Source organism: Arthrobacter sp. 9V (assembly GCF_902506065.1).
In the GTDB taxonomy this organism is placed as follows: domain Bacteria; phylum Actinomycetota; class Actinomycetes; order Actinomycetales; family Micrococcaceae; genus Arthrobacter.
This window is the reverse complement of record NZ_LR732912.1, coordinates 1,449,032-1,464,307: the sequence shown is the minus strand read 5'-3', so window position 1 is coordinate 1,464,307 and position 15,276 is coordinate 1,449,032. Positions and strand designations below refer to the sequence as shown.

Here is a 15,276-nt window from a genome sequence, read left to right as displayed (position 1 = left end):
TGCTGCCGAATTCTGGCTGTTTCAGTCTACGGGAGAGACCAGCGCCACGTTGCCGGGTTCACCTCTGAGCGGACTGTCCGACTGGAGCTGCTCTCCCGGGACAACACCATCTTTTGCCAAGGCCTCGGACACCGCCCGGGCGAGGTCCCCTACCGGCCAGACCACCACTTCTTGAAGGCCAAGCCAGGTAGCCATGAGCCTGAGTTCCGCGGCAAGCTCGACGGCGGTATCCGCCGGCGCGTTCAGCTCACCAAAAGCGGAGCGCACCAGAAGCTGACGGGATGCCCGGTCCGCCTTCAAATCCACTCTGGCAACGATTGCTTCCCCGAGCAGGAACGGCAGGACGTAGTAACCGAAACGCCGTTTGGCAGCAGGCGTGTAGATCTCAATCCGGTAGTGGAATCCGAACAACTCTTCCAGCCTCCGCCTTTCGAAGACCAGGGAATCAAAGGGGCTGAGAAGTGCGCGGCCTGTGGCCTTCCGCGGCAGAGTGGCGGCTACATGCTGGAAGGTTTCCCTGTCCCATCCGCGAACCTTTACGCGTTCAAGGCGGCCCGCACGGACCAGGCGTTGCACTGATGCTGCACCCGCTTTCAAGGGGGTACGGAAGTAGTCGGAGAAGCACCGCACCGTGCCAATGCCGTGGGCTTGTGCGGCTGCATCCATCAGACGGTCAAGGGACGCTTCAGCATCGACGTCGATCGGTTGGGCGTCTGGAACAACCCGTGAGATGAGGGTGTACTTTCGTTCGAATTGCGAAGTCCTGGAAGCCGCGGAAATCCTGCCTTCCTCGAAGAGATGCTCCAGGACCCGCTTGACGATGTTCCAGTTCCAGCCCCAGTTGTCCCGCTCCGGGTCCTCTTCATGGCCGAGCTCTGCAGTCAGCTCGGATGCTGTCATGGGTGGTCCTGCAGTGAGGGCCATCAGGATACGGTCTTCCATGTCCTGCCGTACGGCGGGATCAAGCCGCCCCGCTCCGACCCAGGCCCGCTTTTGCCATATGAGCAGATCGTGGAAGTGTTCGGGGCGGATAAAGCTGGCCTCGTGTGCCCAGTACTCCATCATTTTGCGCGGTTTGCGGCTGGCCATCGATTGAAGGATGAGGGGATCATAGTTGCCCAGCCGGGAAAAGAACGGGAGATAGTGGCTGCGGGCCACAACGTTGACAGAATCGATCTGGACGAGCTGGAGCCGGGCAAAGGTCCGGCCCACAGCCCGTGAAGTCACGGGGCCTGCGGGCCGGGCTTTTGCCAATCCTTGAGCTGCCAATGCGATCCGCCGTGCCTGTGAAAGGCTCAGCGAAGCGGTCATTGAAGTCCCTTCGTGGCTATGGTGAAGCTTTACTTGGCGGTGGCCGCCTGATCATCAGAGCGGTAGGCGTGGATCTTCTCTTCCACGGCTTCCTCGCCGGGCTCGCAGGTGGAGTCGAGGGTAATCACACCATAAGTCCAGCCACTGCGCCGGTATACAACCGAAGGCGCGTTCGTTTCCTTGTCCAGGAACAAATAGAAATTGTGTCCGACAAGCTCCATGTTGTCCACAGCGTCATCGAGGGTCAGCGATGCGGCAGGGAAAACTTTCCGGCGGATCAGCACAGGTGAGTCGCCTGCCGGAATGTCGTTCTCAATATCGTACGGAGACCGCTCATCGAGCGCCGGTGCGGACTCGTGGTGATTGCTCGCCTCGACGTACAGCGGCTCACTCGCGCTGGCTGGCTCAAGTGTTGCCGTAGCTTCCCGCACAGCCTTTGGCGTGTGGCGGCCGTGGTGCACCTTTTTACGGTCCTTCGCCCGACGAAGCCTCTCAAGCAGCTTGTTGTACGCGAGATCGAAGGCAGCAAACTTGTCAGCGGCTGTGGCCTCGGCACGGATAACAGGGCCCCTGCCCAGGACAGTCACTTCTACGGTGAGCTCGCCAGGCGTCTGCCTTGGATTGGTTTCCTTGGAAACCTTTGCGTCAACCCGCTGGACCTTATCCCCCAGCGATTCAATCTTTGAGATTTTTTCGCCGGCATATTCGCGAAAGCGGTCAGAAACTGTCAGATTTCGTCCGCTGATCATGAACTCCATGGTGCCCTCCAAATAACTCAGGTGACACGACAACGGCGCTGTTGGGGGCTTGTCTGACGGACAGTCGAGCCCCTTTCCGAGCCGCTATCGACAGGTACATCTTTTTCTTGGTACCCACAACCGACGTTAGTTCATCGCCACCGGTTATTCATCCTTTAGCCACTTATTTTTTCATTGAGTCTTAATGACTGATGCGGGGTCGTCCACGGCAGCGATGGAAGCGTAGGCTGGTGGCCTCGTGGCTGCGAGCACAACAGCGCCGGAGACCACGCCTCCGGCTGCCGTGACCGCCCGTGCTGCTTCAGCGAGCGTCGCGCCGGTGGTTAGGACATCATCAACAAGAATGCACTTCCGGCCCTTCAACTCGCCGGTTCGTCCGCGCCGTAGTCTCATGGATCCTCTGACCCGGCGGGCACGTTCACCCCTTCCCAAGCCCTTTTGACCTCCACCTCCGTGCTCCACGGCCGCATGTCCGGAGACCTCGTCAATAAGCCGGCCAGTCACCTGTCGGATAGCGTCGGGGCCAGCCATGAGTGCCGGCGGCTCCCCTGATTTACGCAGCACGTCAAGAATTGGACATAGGGGCAGCATCCGGCGCATGCGAATGAAAAACAGCAGGAGATGTACAGGGCTGAAGCCTCGCTTGCGGTAAGCCTTGCCGCTGCTGGGGACGGGAACCAGGCAGTAGCCGGAGCGGCCACCAATGGCGGTCTTCACGGCTTTGCTTAGGCAGGGAGCCAGGACAGCGGCAAGACGCCACTGCCCATGGTGTTTAAAGGCGAGGAGGCTCCGGGCCAGCTCATCCCGGTACGGCCCCGCCGCCACCACCCCGATCTTTGCTTTTCCATCGACATCAAGCAACGCGGGCGATTCCAGTTCGGCCCGGAACGGCTGCTTGCACAGCTGACGGACCCTCCTTGCGCAACTGTCGCAAAGCACTGCATCTTCCCTCCCGCAGGAGACACAGTCCATAGGGATGAGCACGGCCAGCAGATCAACCAGGGTGCCCTGCAGCGTGGCGATTATCCTGCCTGTTCTTCGGGGGTCCGGACCACGACGACGCGCGCCAACATGTTGGGGCATGTTCAAGTCGGGATCGAATCGGCGCAAGTGATGGCTAATGAGCCACAGGTCAAGGAAAAAGGAGGTCACCCTCCCAGTCTGAACGTGCAGGCCCTACCCCGGGAGGGCCTGTAGCCCGACATGTGGATAAGTGAAGCAGGCCCGTTCCCGGGAAGTCAGCCCGGGAATGCCGGCTCGGTAGGTCCTTTCAGCTGGAGCTCCCAGCCATTTCCAACTCGTTGGAAAATACCGGCAGCCGACTGTCCGTAAATTTGCTCGGCACCGTTTCCGACGCTGAGGCTGGTTAGTCCGTCCCAGGGTGCCAGTTGCTGCGGTTCACCCGATGCCAGCGACAAGAGCTCCGGAACCACCGTTGCAGTAGCCGAGCCGGACATTACAGCTACCGTCGACCCGTTGACCCACGCGCCTTGGTCAGCGGCACTGTTGCTGAGCAGGGTGATAGGAGCAGTGAGGTCCTTTGGAACACCGTCCGGGTTCCGGACTATGCCCGTAATCTGCACGGCGGACTTACCGTTTGCCTCGGAAATCACAAGCGCCCTTGTTCCTTCGCGGGAAACCCTGAAGTCCTTCACCGTTCGTCCGGTGAGCCAGGCCGGCGTCATGGTGACGCTGGGAATTGCGGCACCGGCAGCTATGCCTGTGGGCTTGTAAGCCACCACTTCGGCAACACCGGTGGCACCAGGGCCCGCTGTCCACACCCAATCGTGCGGGCTGAAGGAGGGACCGGTGAGAGTGCTTCTGGTGGTAAGTTGCCGCGGGGCCTGCCCCGGTTCGATGGAGTAAAGAGTGGTTTTGTCCCCATTAAGAAAAGCAGCAGTCTGGGAGACCGGCGACTCTGCGGGCGAATGCGGACCGAGACCGGCAACCGACGCTATGTCCGGCAGCGGCGTGACCCTGTTGTTCTCGTAGCGCACCAGATCGCCGTTGTTCACAGCGATCTGGCGGGCCGGGACACTTTTGTCCAGCACCGGAGGCAGAACAGTCCCGTTGTCTTCAACGCGTACCAGATCCTGATCAGCGCGGAGCTGAACGTTGATGACATCCGGCTGACTACGGAAAGTCAAAGCCAACTGGTTTTGCATCCTCTGGCGGTCCTCGGCGGAGGCGTCAAAAAGTTCCTTGGCAGAGAGGTCAACTTGCGCCGCACCGGAGACAACCGGCACCGATTCCCGGGCGAGTTTCATCCCGGAGGGGAAGGCACTGACTACTGCCCCTCTCAGATACGGGGCCGGGCCGGCAAGCAAAGCACTGGTCATGGACTTGACGGTGTTCTTCTTAATGAACCACCGGTAGTCCGGTACCGCGTAGGTAAACGTCGGGTCATAGAAGTAGATGGGATTGGCCCCATAGATCACCTTGAAGGTTTCCTCCGGGATGGCCGTGCCATCAGGCACCTTGGAAATCCGCCATTCTCCCTCCACCTGCTCGAGCGTTATGGGAATGGTTTCCTTGGTGCCGGGAGGAAACTGGGTTGCCACACCATCGGCGTCCACTGAATATGCGAGGTCGAGTTCATAGAGGTACTCGTTCTCCCCCGCTGCTTTAACCACGTGTGCCTCTCGAAACACCAGGGCCCGCTTGTCCGGCTTCCACGTCACGGACTGCGCTTGCGTCAGGTACTGCCGGGCCACCGGGTAGTCATCCTCATAACCGCTGCCGGCCATGTAGAAATCCTCGATCACAGTCTCGGGACTGGAACCTGCCCGCGGAGCAGCAGGGAAAAAGACAGGTGCATTGGGGTTGCCGGCGCCTTCGTCTTTGCTCTTGCCGACCGGCCCGGAGCGGGGAATTTGTGCGCAGGATGCCAGCAGGACCATCAGCACAGTAAACAGCGCGACCACTGCCCTCCTGCGCCCTGAACTCAGCGGTCTCACGAGCTACCCCTCGCTGCGTCGTCGCCAGGCACGGCTTGCCCGCCGAGGGTTTGGGGCCGGGGCAGAGTGCTTCCGGATTCCGGGCCCAGCACGAGCATCTGCCGTTCGCTTGCTGATCCGGGAAATTCGATGTCCGCAGGTTCGAGCTGAAGCGGAGACTTCACAATGGTGCCGCCTTGCCGCAGTGGAAGCGTCAAGCGGAAGTTCGAGCCGGACCCTTTTCGTCCCCATGCCTGCAGCCAGCCGTTGTGAAGCTTGGTGTCCTCAGCAGCGATGGAAAGACCCAGGCCGCTGCCCCCGGTGGTGCGGGCACGTGCAGGATCTGCCCGCCAAAAACGGTCGAAGACTCTGGCTGCCTCGGTCTGGGTCATTCCGATGCCGTGGTCCCGCACGGACACTGCAACTGCATCATGGTTGGCCGCAACGGAAATATGAATTGGTTTCCCCTCGCCGTGTTCCAGGGCGTTGAGCAACAAGTTACGGAGAATGCGGTCAATCCTGCGGGAATCCATCTCCACGATGATGCTCTTCTGGCGCGCATTCAGCCGCACTTCCGAGCCGTACTCCGCGGCTACCGGAGCAGCGCCTTCCATGACATGGGAGACCACTTGGAAGATGTCCTGTGGTTCCGCGTCAAGAACGGCGGCACCGGCGTCAAAGCGTGAAATCTCCAGCAAGTCTGAAAGGAGGGACTGAAAGCGCTCAACCTGGTGGTAGAGCAACTCTGCGGACCTCTTGTTCATGGGGTCGAAATCTTCACGGGCATCGAACAGGACCTCAGCAGCCATGCGTACCGTTGTGAGCGGGGTACGCAGTTCATGGGACACATCGGAAACAAAGCGTTGTTGCATCTGCGACAAGGTGGCCAACTGGGTGATCTGTTCCTGGAGGCTTGCGGCCATGTGGTTGAAGGACGCGCCCAACCTCGCGACTTCGTCTTCCCCCTTGACCACCATGCGTTCCTGCAATTGGCCGGCAGCGAGCTTTTCAGACACCACGGCAGCGTGGCTGACCGGACTGACAACATTGCGGGTCACGTACCAGGCAATGGCACCGATCATGAGGACCAGGGCCGCCCCGCCCGCCCACAGCACATTCTGGATCTCGTCCAGTGTTTGTTGAGCGGTATTGAGATCGTAAATCAGGTACAACTCGTAGGCCGTTCCATTGAACGTGACCATATTTCCCACGGCGATACCGGGTCTGTCCTCATTTCCCACGGGGAACTGTGTCGAGGCCCAGAACTGCTGTTTACCGCCGCTTTGCACGGCCTTTCGCAACTCGGGGGGAATCACTCGAACGGTCAGCTGGTCCGAAGCGCGCGACTCAACCCAGCGGTTGCGGGGTTTTGTTTGTTCCGGAGCCGCTTCGAAGACATACCTGCGCTGGATGACCGAGCCACGGCCTTCCACGGCAGTCAAGGTGTCATAGACCAAGGTGATGACACTTGACTGATCGGTGACCTGGGCGCCGTCGAACGTGTCCTGGACCTGCTTGACGTTGAAGCGTGACTCGGATTCCGCCTGGGCCAGCCGCTCCTGAAAGAGGTTGTTGGCAATTTGGTTGGACAGGTATGCGCCCACAATCGCAAACGAGGTCACCGCCAGCAGCAATGTGGTCAGGACCGTTCGGAACTCCAAAGACCGGCGCCAGCGGCGCAGGAGTGAACGCCAAACGAAGCGCAGGCCCGGCCGGATCTGTCGCACGCCAAGAGAAACCAGCCGCGAAACACGAAGAACCAGGATCAGGCCGCGGCGTGTCCAGATCCGCGCCCTGGAAAGGAACCAGGAGAGACTCCGGACGTTCCTGCCGGGCAGCGTATCTGGCGTGACAGGATGCTCCGGCGACGCTTCCTGGTGCTCAGCGGAAGCTTTCGGGGACTCTGACGGTGCCGGGGTCACTTGATGGACACCGGCCGGACCGGGATTGTTGGTCGCCGGGCCTCCGCCCTCCGTGCCGGTCTTGCCGACCGGGGACTCAGGAACCTGCTTTATATCCGACACCACGCACCGTCAAAACGACCTCGGGCGCTTCGGGATCGCGTTCAATTTTGGAGCGCAGCCGCTGGACGTGGACATTGACCAGTCGCGTGTCAGCGGCGTGGCGGTATCCCCACACCTGTTCGAGCAGAAGTTCGCGTGTGAACACCTGCCACGGCTTCCGTGCCAAAGCGACCAGAAGATCAAATTCAAGGGGCGTCAACGAGATCCGTTCTCCGCCCCGGGTCACCAAGTGACCTGCGACGTCGATGGTGACGTCTGCAATACGCAGGGTTTCAGGGGCCTTCTGGTCACCGGGCCGAAGCCGTGCGCGGACCCGCGCTACAAGTTCAGCAGGCTTGAAGGGTTTGGGCACATAATCATCTGCGCCGGATTCAAGACCGCGGACCACGTCCGAAGTGTCAGACTTCGCAGTGAGCATGACGATGGGTACGTCCGATTCGCCGCGGATTTGCCGGCACACCTCAATCCCGTCCGAGCCCGGGAGCATCAGGTCCAGGAGCACGAGGTCCGGCTTCGAGGAGCGGAAGACCTCCAAAGCTTGGCCGCCGTCTGCGCAGAACACCGGCTCGAAGCCATCATTGCGCAGGACGATGCCAATCATCTCTGCAAGTGCTTCGTCGTCGTCAACTACCAGAATGCGTGCCTTCATAGTTATATATTCCCTTATCGCCAAGTCTTTGTCCCGTTGGGCGCGGCGCACGGCATGGCGCCCGCGGAGCACTTCCACCGTACTGCACCCATCACTCACTACCCCCGCGAGGGACGTTTGGGCAGCAGTGCTATGTGGGACGACGGCGGGACTATAGGCTGGGTGCGAAGGTCCGTTTGGGGGACGTCGGGAGTCGGCGGGCCGGATCTTATGGGGAGGGAAACGTGTCACAACCAGAGCATGGCCAGAATCCGCCGCCGGGTGGTCAAGCACAGTGGGGTGGTCAACCACAGTGGGGTGGTCAACCACAGTGGGGTGGTCAACCGCAATGGGGATCTCCCCAAGGTTGGGCTGCGCCGCAGGGCGGCGGACACAATCATTCAGGCCAGCCTCCTGCGGGATGGCCAGCAGGACCACCCTACGGTCAACCTCTCTACGTAGCTCCCCCTAAGCCGGGAGTCATTCCCCTTCGGCCGCTGCAGTTCGGTGAGATCCTTGACGGCTCTTTCCAGACGATCCGCCGCAATGCTGCCTCCATGTTTGGCTCCGCGCTGATTGTACAAGCCCTCGGAGCAATCCTGATCGGCCTTGTCACGGTGGGTATGGTCCAGATGTCGACGTCCTTGGAATCCGTCAGTTCGGAAGCAGAGTTTACCGACGCGATGGGCCCCTTCTTGGCCTTCATGGCAGGCACCCTGGGGGTTTCGGTGTTGATCGGGTTCCTGGGATCCGTGCTTCAAGGGGTTCTGGTGGTGCCTGTCTCGCGCTCTGTGCTCAACCGGCGGACAGGTTTCAAACAGATGTGGAAGCTTGCGATCCCCCGCATACTGCCGCTGCTGGGCGTTGCGGCGCTGCTGACCTTGGGTGGCTTGCTCGCCGTTGCCGCGCTGATCGGGATTTCGATCTTGTTGTTTACAGCCATGGGGCCGGCCGCGCTGCTGATCGTCCTGCCATTGGGTCTGGGAGCGGTTGTGGCCTTCCTGTGGATCGGCCTGAAGTTGATGCTGGCCCCCGCCGTGATCGTGGTGGAACGGACCGGCGTTTACGACGGCCTGCTCCGGTCCTGGCAGCTGACAAAGAACAACTGGTGGCGCATCTTCGGCATCACCTTGGTGGTAGCCATCATGGTCGGAATCATCGCCCAAATTGTCCAAATTCCTGTTTCTTTGGTCTCTGCCGCAGTCGGTGGTGTAGTTGCTCCGCATCCGGACCCCGATTCGATGACCTCCACCTTGATTTTGACTACCGTGATTTCCACGGCAATCGCAGCGTTGGTGGGTTCCGTGACGTTCGCCTTTCAAGCGTCTGTATCCGGCCTGATCTATATGGACCTTCGTATGCGGCGGGACGGCCTGGACGTTGAATTGATGAGATTAATGGAAACCGGTTCCGATCCTGAAGGCATCCCCGGCGGACCTTCCACTGTGCCCGGCAACACCGGAAACACCTCCTGGCCACCGAGCGGCGGACAGTTTCCATCCACTCCCCCCGGGCAGCAACCTCTCGCATGAGAGCAGCAGCAATCGGGATTTTTTCGTCATTGGCCTTGATGGAACCGCCTGTCACACCGGATCGGGACGAAGCGCGACGCTGGGCTGTTGAGGAGCTATCCAACCCCCGGTACCCGGACGCAACGCCCGGCTGGCTTGAACAGATGTGGCGGGATTTCATGGATTGGCTTTCATCTTTGGATGGTGGATCAGGGGCCGGCCCTGATTTTGCTGTCCCCTTGATGGTGCTTCTGGCTTTGGTGCTCATTGTCGCTGCCATCATCTTCGTGCGGCCGAGGCTTAACGCCCGGCGGGCTAAGGAGTCCGGCGACCTCTTCGGAGACGACGACACTGTGGACGCCGCGGGCTACCGTACGCGGGCGGCGTCAGCAGCCGACGGCGGCAACTGGTCTGCCGCCGTCGTCGATCAGTTCCGTGCTTTGGTCCGTTCCGCAGAAGAACGGGACATCATTGATGCTCGAGCCGGCCGGACCGCAGATGAAGCCGCCGCTCAGCTGGGCGGAGTTTTTGGCACGGCGCAAGCCAAACTGATTGACGCTGCCGGTATTTTCGACGCTGTGCGGTACGGCGAGCACCCGGCAGCACGTACGGACTACGAGTCGGTCCGCCAATTGGACGCTGAACTTCTTACACTGAAGCCTGACTTCGCAGGACAGGCCAATACCGGATTTGCGGTACCCCGATGACAATCAAGGAACCCCTGGTACGGGAGAACGCTGCGCCCCCGGGACGTTCAGCCGGGCAAGGCTTCAAAGCCTGGTTCCGGAAACACTTGGTATGGATTGCCCTGGGAGCCCTGCTTGTTGGCTTAGTGATTTTCCTCGCCATCGATTCCGTTGCCGGTGCCACAGACTCCCGGCGATTATCCGCACGGAACCCGGCACCGGATGGCGGCATGGCGGTGGCGGAAATCCTGGGACGCCACGGTGTATCCGTCACGCCGACAGAGACGTTCGAGGACACGTTGGATGCGCTGGCAACCAGGGATGACACAACGGTCTTCCTCTTCGACGCGCAGGGCTTCCTTGAACGATCCCAGCTTGAGGAGATCACAGCAGCCGCAGACCGTGTTGTGGTGGTTACCCCGCGGCTGAGGACACTCAATGGGCTCACTGATGAAATCCGCCCCGGCGGCGTGGTTCCGGAAGCGACACAGAACATTGAACCCGGCTGCGACCAGGATGACGCCCTGGAAGCGGGCCGGGTAACTGCGCAGGGCTCCGTCTTTTCAGGGCCTGTCGTTTGCTACTCCCCGCGTGGAACCGGACCCGGGCTGTATGCGGAAACGGCCGATGGCAAGGTCATTGTTCTGGGCAGCAGGGAGCTCATGGACAATCAACACCTGGCGCTGGAGGGCAATGCCGCCCTCGCCCTCCGAACGTTGGGGAATAACACCGACCTCGTGTGGTACATCCCCGGCGTGGGAGATATCCCGGCGTCCAATGCGAGCCCCACGCTTAACGAACTTGCGCCACGGTGGCTTGCCTTTGCGGGACCGTGGCTGGGCTTCGTGGCCCTGCTGGCCATCGCATGGCGGGGTAGGCGCATGGGTCCCCTGGTTTTTGAACCTCTGCCCGTGGTGGTCAAAGCCGCCGAAACAGCAGAAGGCCGTGCACGTCTGTACCAAGACTCCAGGGCTGTGGAAAGAGCCGCCCGGAACCTGAGGGCAGGAACCCTGTCACGGCTGGCCAAGCACTTCAACCTGGGACCTGACGCCACCACCGAAGCACTTCTGGACACAACAGCCCGCCACGTAGAGCTGCCTCCCACCGAGATCCGCTCCGTCCTGATCGACTTCAGGCCGCAAAGCGAAGGACAACTGGTGCAGTGGGCACAACGAATTGAACGAATCGAACAGGAAGCGATCGCCCGATGAGCAGCCACACGGACAGCAACAGCCACTATGCGGATACGACGCCCCAGCCGGACACCCTGCAGCCGGAGGCACCCCCGCAAGGAACGACCAGCCAGAGGCAGCCCCTCGAGGATCCGGCGCGGCAGTCGTTGCTCAATGTCAGGAACGAGGTAGGCAAAGCTGTAGTTGGTCAGGATGCCACCGTAACCGGCATGCTGATCGCCCTGCTTTGCGGGGGACATGTTCTCTTGGAAGGCGTCCCCGGCGTTGCGAAGACCCTCTTGGTCCGGGCTTTGTCTACGGCGCTGAGTCTGGATACCAAACGCGTCCAGTTCACACCGGACCTCATGCCTGGTGACGTCACGGGATCTTTGGTCTACGACTCCCATACCTCAGAGTTCACTTTCCGTGAGGGCCCGGTGTTCACCAACATCATGCTGGCCGACGAGATCAACCGGACTCCGCCGAAGACCCAGGCATCACTCCTGGAAGCAATGGAAGAACGCCAGGTCTCCGTCGATGGCGTGTCCCGTCCGCTGCCGAGTCCCTTTATTGTTGCGGCAACCCAGAATCCTGTGGAGTACGAGGGCACCTATCCCCTGCCGGAGGCGCAGCTGGACCGCTTTCTCCTCAAGCTGACCATGCCGCTGCCCGGGCGGGCTGAGGAGATCGAAGTCATCCGACGTCACGCCGCTGGATTCGATCCGCGTAATCTGTCCGCAGCCGGCGTGCGGCCGGTGGCCGGCGCCGTCGAGCTTTCCAACGCCCAGGCTGCCGTTGAGCAGGTGGCTGTGGCCCCGGAAATCCTCGCTTACATCGTTGACGTCGTCCGCGCCACGAGGTCTGCGCCGTCATTCCAACTCGGCGTTTCGCCCCGCGGGGCCACCGCGCTGCTCAAAACGTCCAAGGCATGGGCCTGGTTGTCCGGCAGGTCTTTTGTCACCCCGGACGACGTCAAGGCGTTGTCCTTGCCTTGCCTGAGGCACAGGGTTGGCCTGCGGCCCGAAGCCCAAATGGACGGGATCGTGGTGGACGATGTCCTGGGCAGCATTCTGGCCTCCGTCCCGGTGCCCCGGTGATCACGGGACGTCGCCGGCCAAGGGGGCTTGAGTGGCCATAACGGGTCGTTTTGTGTTGCTGGCCCTTCTGGGTCTGGTTCCGTTGGTGGCTTTCCCCACCTGGAGCACCGTGCTGGTTGTTGGTGCGGGACTGGTTCTTGTGCTGGTCTTGGATGTGGTGCTGGCGGCTTCGCCCGCTCAACTTGCCCTGGATCGCATCCTGCCGGGAAACGTCACCCTCGAGGGCAAAGCGGACTCCGTCTTGACTGTCACAAACCCCACCAAGCGCAAGCTGCGGGCCGAGGTGAGGGATGCCTGGCAGCCTTCCGCGGGGGCCGTCAATCCTTCGCAGTCCCTTGTAATCCCGGCCGGTGAGCGTCGCCGCATGACAGTAACCTTGGTTCCCAGCCGACGCGGGGACCTCAAAAGCCCCCACGTGACCATCCGCTCCATGGGTCCTCTGGGCATGGCGGCAAGGCAGCGAACACGCATCCTGCCCGGCCAGCTGCGGGTCCTCCCACCCTTCCATTCCAAGCGCCATCTTCCTTCCAAACTCCGGAAGCTGCGGGAGCTGGACGGCAAGGCGGCTGTGCAAATCCGCGGGGCCGGCACCGAGTTCGATTCACTGCGCGACTACGTCCGCGGCGACGACGTCCGGTCCATTGACTGGCGTGCTACCGCGCGCCGCACCTCTGTTGTGGTACGGACGTGGCGCCCGGAGCGAGACCGGCGAGTGGTGATTGTTCTTGATACTTCACGGACAGCTGCGGCAAGAATCGAGGATGAACCACGGCTGGATACCGGAATTGAGGCGGCCCTGCTACTCGCAGTACTGGCCGAGCGCGGGGGCGATCGCGTGGACTTCCTCGCCTACGACCGCAGACTGCGCGCACGGGTGGAATCGGCGTCCAAGGGGAATTTACTGGGTCAGCTCGTTCAGGCCATGGCCCCCTTGGAGGCTGAACTGATCGAGCTCGATTGGCAGCAGGTTCCCGCCCAGGTGCGTGCGGTCTCGGCGCACCGCTCCATGGTGGTGCTCTTAACGGCGCTCGACGGCGGCGCCCCCGAAGAAGGGCTCCTCCCCACGGTGGCCCAATTGTCCCGCCAGCACGTTGTGGTGGTGGCCTCAGTCCGGGATCCCGTGCTCTCTGTCATGAAGGAAGAGCGGACCACCGCCAGTCAGGTGTTCCGTGCAGCCGCTGCCGAGCGTGCGCTGCTGGAACGCTCCGCGGTGATGGTTCAGCTCCGGCAACTCGGAGCCGAAGTGGTGGACGCTGAGCCCCATGACGTTCCCCCACTGCTCGCTGATGCCTATATAAGGCTGAAAGCAGCCGGGCGGCTCTAACGCGAGGATGTAAGTCCGCGCTCCGACAAAAGATATCGCTCCACTTGTGTCCAAGGAAGGACCGCCATGAGTACCCCCATCTACCAACTGGCACTTGGCGAGGAATTCGCCCGGCTTACCCCGGAGCTCCAAGAGTATTTTTCGTTGGCGGCCGGATCCGGCTCCTACGGAGTTGGCCAAGGAGTCTTCGATGTTGTGGGATGCCGGCAGAAGTGGTTGCGGCCGCTCCTTGCGCTAACAGGCAGCGAGGAGGCCTTCTTTCCTGAATATGGAGAGGGCATTGCGTTTCGGATCGAAAACCATGCCCATGTGGATCCCTTCGGACGCCCGGCCTTGACCGCTCGCCGGGAGATCTACTTTCCTCAAGGAACGCGCCTCTTCCACGATACGACCAGTGCCATCCTGCCTGAGGACGGGGATGGAAACGCCCGTTTGGTGGACCACGTGGGCCGATACCGTCGCTTGGTCACTGACCTGGACGTGAGCGTAACTGCCGAGGGCCGGCTCCGGGGTGTGTCCAAAGCCAGCAGGCTTTTGCTGGGCCCCCTGCGCATTCCGCTGCCCGCAGCCCTCGATGCCCGTGCTTATGCCGAGCAGTGGTGGGATAGTGCAGAGGGAAAACACCGCATCCAAGTCAAGGTCATCCAGCCACAAATCGGTCTGGTGCTTGTCTATGCAGGACGCTTCGACTACCGCCTGGTGCCTTATCTGCCGGGAGCAGCCCCGGGCACTGCGCTGCCCCGGTACGCGGAACCGGACCGCTGGGAAAAAAGAATCTGAGGCTTATGGACGTCAGCCCTGAGCCAGCTGGTCCAGTCCGTCAGCCACGTGGGTCAGTTTTTTAAGAACGTCCTTGGCCGTTGACGGAGTGAAGTCCGCCAATCCCGTCGACGGCGTGACGCGGAGTCCGGCTAGTCCGGCGGCAGGAAGGCCCAGTTGGCGCCACGGCTTCCAGATGCTTTCGATGACCTCAGCCGTGCGGGGAAGCTGTGCCCGGGGGTCTGTGGTGGAAAGCGCGCCGGCCCACACACGTTTCCCGTCCTCCACAGCTGCGGCCAACTGCTCCCACTGCCGGGTTGTCAGGGCCTTCAAGGGCACCGCCACGCCGTCGGCCCCGGCGGCGAGAATCCGCTCGATGGGCGCTTCGATTTCCGGCACGGAAACCACAGTCTCCACGACGCCCGCAGATTTCAGGGCGTCGATCACCACCTTCCAGGCACCTGTGACTTCCTCCCCGGAGATGGATCGTAGAGTTCGGTAACCGCTGGCCGTTGGAATGGTCCCTGCCATGACTGATGCAATCTCCGGCTCGTCAAGCTGAACCACCAGGCGGACACCCGGGACGGCCGCGGCGATTCGGGCCAGGTGCCCTCCGACGCCGGCTGCCAAAGATTCGGCGATGTCCCTGCGGGCGCCGTAATCCAGGAGTGCCCGTTCACCGCTGTGCAGGTGAAGACTTGCCGCGAGGCTCATGGGTCCCAGCAATTGGATCTTGAACTCGCTTGCTGAAACGTCCTCGGCCCCGGCGACGTCGGCCAGAATGTTGATGTCGGTGGACAATGCCGAGCTGGCGCGGCGGGCGTCCTTTCCCGGTCTGTCCACCAGGCGCCAGCCGTGCGGCTGGACGTCGAGTGCCAGGTCAACCAGTAACGAGCCTGTCCGTCCCGCAGCATCCGACCCCACCCCGCGATCCGGCAATTCGGGCAGGAAGGGAAGGTGTGGGTCCCCCAACTCGCCCCGGATGATCCGGGTTGCTTCCGCGGGATCGGTGCCGGGCCACGGCCCCAATGCGGTGGCGCTTGCGCGTACGCCATCGAGTTCGGTCATGG

14 protein-coding genes are annotated in these 15,276 nt (G+C 61.7%); 7 read left to right on the top strand and 7 right to left on the bottom strand.

Annotation, left to right across the window (positions count from 1 at the left end; translation table 11 throughout):
- Positions 1 to 21: 21 nt before the first annotated feature.
- From BACI9J_RS06880 to mtrA, 6 genes are all read right to left on the bottom strand, one after another.
- Positions 22 to 1,311: a winged helix-turn-helix domain-containing protein gene (locus BACI9J_RS06880; RefSeq protein WP_159733736.1), complete on the bottom strand. Its 1,290-nt coding sequence runs from the start codon at positions 1,309 to 1,311 to the stop codon at positions 22 to 24.
- A gap of 29 nt (positions 1,312 to 1,340) precedes the next feature.
- Positions 1,341 to 2,069 carry a ribosome hibernation-promoting factor, HPF/YfiA family gene (hpf, locus tag BACI9J_RS06875; RefSeq protein WP_159733735.1) on the bottom strand — a complete coding sequence of 243 codons (729 nt, stop codon included), beginning with the start codon at positions 2,067 to 2,069 and terminating at the stop codon, positions 1,341 to 1,343.
- A gap of 171 nt (positions 2,070 to 2,240) precedes the next feature.
- Positions 2,241 to 3,221, bottom strand: coding sequence for a ComF family protein (locus BACI9J_RS06870; protein WP_236558540.1), 981 nt, complete (start codon positions 3,219 to 3,221; stop codon positions 2,241 to 2,243).
- An 86-nt stretch (positions 3,222 to 3,307) separates the two neighbouring features.
- Positions 3,308 to 5,017: an LpqB family beta-propeller domain-containing protein gene (locus BACI9J_RS06865; protein ID WP_442858657.1), complete on the bottom strand. Its 1,710-nt coding sequence runs from the start codon at positions 5,015 to 5,017 to the stop codon at positions 3,308 to 3,310.
- A 5-nt stretch (positions 5,018 to 5,022) separates the two neighbouring features.
- The gene (gene mtrB / locus BACI9J_RS06860; RefSeq protein WP_159733734.1) at positions 5,023 to 7,032 is read right to left on the bottom strand and encodes an MtrAB system histidine kinase MtrB; all 2,010 of its coding nucleotides are present in this window, start codon (positions 7,030 to 7,032) and stop codon (positions 5,023 to 5,025) included.
- Entirely contained in the window at positions 7,004 to 7,678 is a 675-nt protein-coding gene (gene mtrA / locus BACI9J_RS06855; protein WP_014922244.1) for an MtrAB system response regulator MtrA, read from the bottom strand. Before mtrA ends, mtrB begins: the two co-directional genes overlap by 29 nt.
- 240 nt (positions 7,679 to 7,918) lie before the next feature.
- On the opposite strand from mtrA, the gene BACI9J_RS24305 reads away from it, so the two are divergent.
- From BACI9J_RS24305 to BACI9J_RS06825, 7 genes are all read left to right on the top strand, one after another.
- Positions 7,919 to 8,119: a hypothetical protein gene (locus BACI9J_RS24305; protein ID WP_236558538.1), complete on the top strand. Its 201-nt coding sequence runs from the start codon at positions 7,919 to 7,921 to the stop codon at positions 8,117 to 8,119.
- A gap of 95 nt (positions 8,120 to 8,214) precedes the next feature.
- Positions 8,215 to 9,189, top strand: coding sequence for a glycerophosphoryl diester phosphodiesterase membrane domain-containing protein (locus BACI9J_RS06850; protein WP_236558537.1), 975 nt, complete (start codon positions 8,215 to 8,217; stop codon positions 9,187 to 9,189).
- Positions 9,186 to 9,875 carry a DUF4129 domain-containing protein gene (locus BACI9J_RS06845; protein WP_159733732.1) on the top strand — a complete coding sequence of 230 codons (690 nt, stop codon included), beginning with the start codon at positions 9,186 to 9,188 and terminating at the stop codon, positions 9,873 to 9,875. The genes BACI9J_RS06850 and BACI9J_RS06845 overlap by 4 nt, the downstream gene beginning before the upstream one ends.
- On the top strand, positions 9,872 to 11,065 hold the full coding sequence (locus BACI9J_RS06840) for a DUF4350 domain-containing protein (RefSeq protein ID WP_159733731.1): 1,194 nt from the start codon (positions 9,872 to 9,874) through the stop codon (positions 11,063 to 11,065). The genes BACI9J_RS06845 and BACI9J_RS06840 overlap by 4 nt, the downstream gene beginning before the upstream one ends.
- The gene (locus BACI9J_RS06835; RefSeq protein WP_236558534.1) at positions 11,062 to 12,123 is read left to right on the top strand and encodes an AAA family ATPase; all 1,062 of its coding nucleotides are present in this window, start codon (positions 11,062 to 11,064) and stop codon (positions 12,121 to 12,123) included. Before BACI9J_RS06840 ends, BACI9J_RS06835 begins: the two co-directional genes overlap by 4 nt.
- A gap of 31 nt (positions 12,124 to 12,154) precedes the next feature.
- On the top strand, positions 12,155 to 13,447 hold the full coding sequence (locus BACI9J_RS06830) for a DUF58 domain-containing protein (RefSeq protein ID WP_159733730.1): 1,293 nt from the start codon (positions 12,155 to 12,157) through the stop codon (positions 13,445 to 13,447).
- Between the two features lie 66 nt (positions 13,448 to 13,513).
- Entirely contained in the window at positions 13,514 to 14,227 is a 714-nt protein-coding gene (locus tag BACI9J_RS06825; RefSeq protein WP_159733729.1) for a DUF4166 domain-containing protein, read from the top strand.
- A gap of 12 nt (positions 14,228 to 14,239) precedes the next feature.
- On the opposite strand, the gene BACI9J_RS06820 is transcribed toward BACI9J_RS06825, so the two are convergent.
- A complete protein-coding gene (locus BACI9J_RS06820) occupies positions 14,240 to 15,274 on the bottom strand; it encodes a hypothetical protein (protein WP_159733728.1) in 1,035 nt (344 codons plus the stop codon).
- Positions 15,275 to 15,276: the final 2 nt, after the last annotated feature.